This window comes from Acinetobacter sp. COS3 (assembly GCF_000475335.1).
Classification (GTDB): Bacteria; Pseudomonadota; Gammaproteobacteria; order Pseudomonadales; family Moraxellaceae; genus Acinetobacter; species Acinetobacter venetianus.
Genome location: NZ_AXCD01000053.1, coordinates 1 through 2,187, shown reverse-complemented (window position 1 = coordinate 2,187; position 2,187 = coordinate 1). Strand labels below are relative to the sequence as shown.

Sequence of the window (2,187 nt, the reverse complement as noted above, 5' to 3'; positions counted from 1 at the left end):
TACATTATACGAAGTAATGTAATATAAGCCTTTGAATATTATGATGTTTTCAATTGTGTAACATTGATAAGAGTTGTTTTAGGAAACTGTCCGCTAAACTCTAAATTAAATTCGAACTCACATTCACAAGGTACAGGCAAGTTTTTAAATCGTTCATAATTAGATGAACCAGCCATCTTTTGAATAATTCCTTTAGTGCCGTGACCAGCTTTTACTGGTGTCTGCACGTAAAAATTTGTGCTGTCGTAATCAATATTCTTACCTGTCTTAGGATCAACGAATGTTCCTTTACTTGGATCAACACCTGTAACTAGAAATACTTGTTTATTCATGGTTTAAACACCTCTGCTATGAAACTAAACGCAACTTAGGTTGCGGACGAAAATCGAAAGTTGAAACTGGTTCTTCATACCAATCTGGTACTTGTTTACCAAAGTCAATTTTTAGAAGCTCTACAAAACGTATTACGTTATTGTCTTTCTGGTCATGTAAATTCTGTAGAACTGCTTTAGGAATACCTGCATCTATAAGATCAGCCATATATCTAGAATATTGAGCTTTGCTATATCGTTTCTTTAATACATCACAGCCATATTGACGGATGTCATCATAAAAACGTTTTAGATTACGTGGTCTTGTAAGGGACAATTTCCCTGATTTTGTATAAACCTGATAGGTATTTGCTAATAAATTAAAGACGTCTTCGTCGTTTGTTACATTCATAAATTCACCCTCAAGGGTTTTAAATATCTCAGCGTTAGCCTTTAGCCATAAATCTTGTAAAAAATTTGGGTTTTTATCTTGATAATCAATTAAATCAAATAATTTAAGTGGTAAACCTTGTTCGTCTAACCAATATGCTTTCATACCTGTTTCAAGTCGAATAAGACCTTTTGTCCATTCTTGAAGCCTTGAATCTTGCATTACTTGAACAACACGCATTGCATTTTTATCGTTCTTATTAGCAAGAAGTATTTGCTCTTTTAACTGTTTATGAAATTCAACATTTTTACCGTAAAGCTTACGAGCCAAGCGTTTACAACGCTCTGAACCCCAATAAACGGTATTTTCAAAACATCTAACTTTAGTAGATTTACGTATATGTTTACTTGTAACGTTACGCATAAAATCAAGAGCTTTATTGACTTGATCATCGTTAGCTAGACGAGCTGAATAAGTGACATCAAGACAAAGAACTACAGCATTATCCAGATCAAGCATTTCTGTTAATTTAGGATTAGACATATATAGCCAGCCCAACATTTCCATAGCACCATGAAAAATGTTATCTGAACCAAATACGTTATGACCTTGTAAAATCTTGGCTGGAGAGCACTTCAATTCAATGTATGGTGGGTAATAACGAGAATCATCACCCTTTCCTACTTTCATACCTTCATGGTAAATCTTGAAAGCCATACCAGTGAAGCTCGTAGGTAAAGTTTCAAATGGATGATATAAAATTGAATTACAGATTTTACCCTCAGTGTTTTTATAAACACCGCGACTGTGTACAGTCGTCAAACCTAAATCTAATAAGCTACGAGTCAAAACATAACCGTCTCGCTCATTACCTAGATAGTATTCAGGCTTGAAGAAAATCCTTTGATCAATCTTATCTAACATGCCCCACCAATTATTTATTGTCATGTTGTCATATAAACATTTCACATAAATATAAACATGACAACATGTTTCGTCAATTGTTTTCATGACAACATGTATGATAAAAAACATGACAACATAGGAGCTGAAATGTGAGCAAACGAAATATGTACTTAAGAATCAAAGAGTCAGAACAAGATTTACTCAGGGAAGCTCATAGAAAAATTAATAATAAATTATTAGAAGGTGGCTATCCTGTTGTTCAAGATAGTGAAATTCTGCACCATCTGATCGAAATTGGTCTAAAAAAACTGGATGTAGATAATCTCGGTAGATTCTATATAAAAAACTAAAGATAACGGTCAAAATATAAACATATTAATACGCACGAGTCTCAAATATGAGACCTAAGTCCACACTAGAAGACGTGGACTCCCCTAACCGCCCACAAAAAAAACCGACTTTGATGTCGGTTTGCAAATCAACTTCGCATAATGAAGATTAATGTTAAATAACGCAGATTTGCATAGTAAAGTGTTGCAAATCAGCTATGTAACATAATCTTCGGCTACATTATACGAA

The 2,187-nt window shown here is 33.8% G+C and carries 3 protein-coding genes; 1 reads left to right on the top strand and 2 read right to left on the bottom strand.

Features of this window, described 5'->3' with window-relative positions; translation table 11 throughout:
• Positions 1 to 38: 38 nt before the first annotated feature.
• Both IO68_RS29820 and IO68_RS29815 read right to left on the bottom strand, forming a co-directional pair.
• Positions 39 to 332, bottom strand: coding sequence for a hypothetical protein (locus tag IO68_RS29820; protein WP_023013936.1), 294 nt, complete (start codon positions 330 to 332; stop codon positions 39 to 41).
• Positions 333 to 348: 16 nt separating this feature from the next.
• Positions 349 to 1,626: a phage/plasmid replication protein, II/X family gene (locus tag IO68_RS29815; protein WP_023013935.1), complete on the bottom strand. Its 1,278-nt coding sequence runs from the start codon at positions 1,624 to 1,626 to the stop codon at positions 349 to 351.
• Positions 1,627 to 1,757: 131 nt separating this feature from the next.
• Here IO68_RS29815 and IO68_RS29810 point away from each other — a divergent pair, with 131 nt between their 5' ends.
• Positions 1,758 to 1,958 (top strand): hypothetical protein, encoded by a 201-nt coding sequence (locus IO68_RS29810; protein WP_004639135.1) that lies wholly within the window; start codon positions 1,758 to 1,760, stop codon positions 1,956 to 1,958.
• Positions 1,959 to 2,187: the final 229 nt, after the last annotated feature.

What these genes read in the sequence shown, in the direction of transcription:
- IO68_RS29820 (WP_023013936.1), bottom strand. Translation starts at nt 332, where the DNA reads ATGAATAAACAAGTATTTCTAGTTACAGGTGTTGATCCAAGTAAAGGA.
- IO68_RS29815 (WP_023013935.1), bottom strand. Translation starts at nt 1,626, where the DNA reads ATGTTAGATAAGATTGATCAAAGGATTTTCTTCAAGCCTGAATACTAT.